Source organism: Citrobacter sp. Cpo037, from assembly GCF_030332945.1.
Classification (GTDB): Bacteria; Pseudomonadota; Gammaproteobacteria; order Enterobacterales; family Enterobacteriaceae; genus Citrobacter; species Citrobacter portucalensis.
On record NZ_JAOWGW010000023.1, the window covers coordinates 1 to 313 of the forward strand.

Genomic DNA, 313 nt, shown 5'->3' on the forward strand with positions numbered 1-313 from the left:
TAGGGGAACCTGCGGTTGGATCACCTCCTTACCTTAAAGAACCGACCTTTGCAGTGCTCACACAGATTGTCTGATGAAAAGTAAATAGCAAGGCGTCTTGCGATTGAGACTTCAGTGTCCCCTTCGTCTAGAGGCCCAGGACACCGCCCTTTCACGGCGGTAACAGGGGTTCGAATCCCCTAGGGGACGCCACTTGCTGGTATGTGTGAGTGAAAGTCGCCGACCGAAGTATCTCAAAACTGACTTCCGAGTCACGTTTGAGATATTTGCTCTTTAAAAATCTGGATCAAGCTGAAAATTGAAACGACACACT

At 48.9% G+C, this 313-nt stretch carries 1 tRNA gene; it reads left to right on the forward strand.

Annotated elements, in window-relative coordinates:
• Window positions 1-116 precede the first annotated feature (116 nt).
• Window positions 117-192 (forward strand) — tRNA-Glu (locus OGX94_RS01630).
• Window positions 193-313 lie beyond the last annotated feature (121 nt).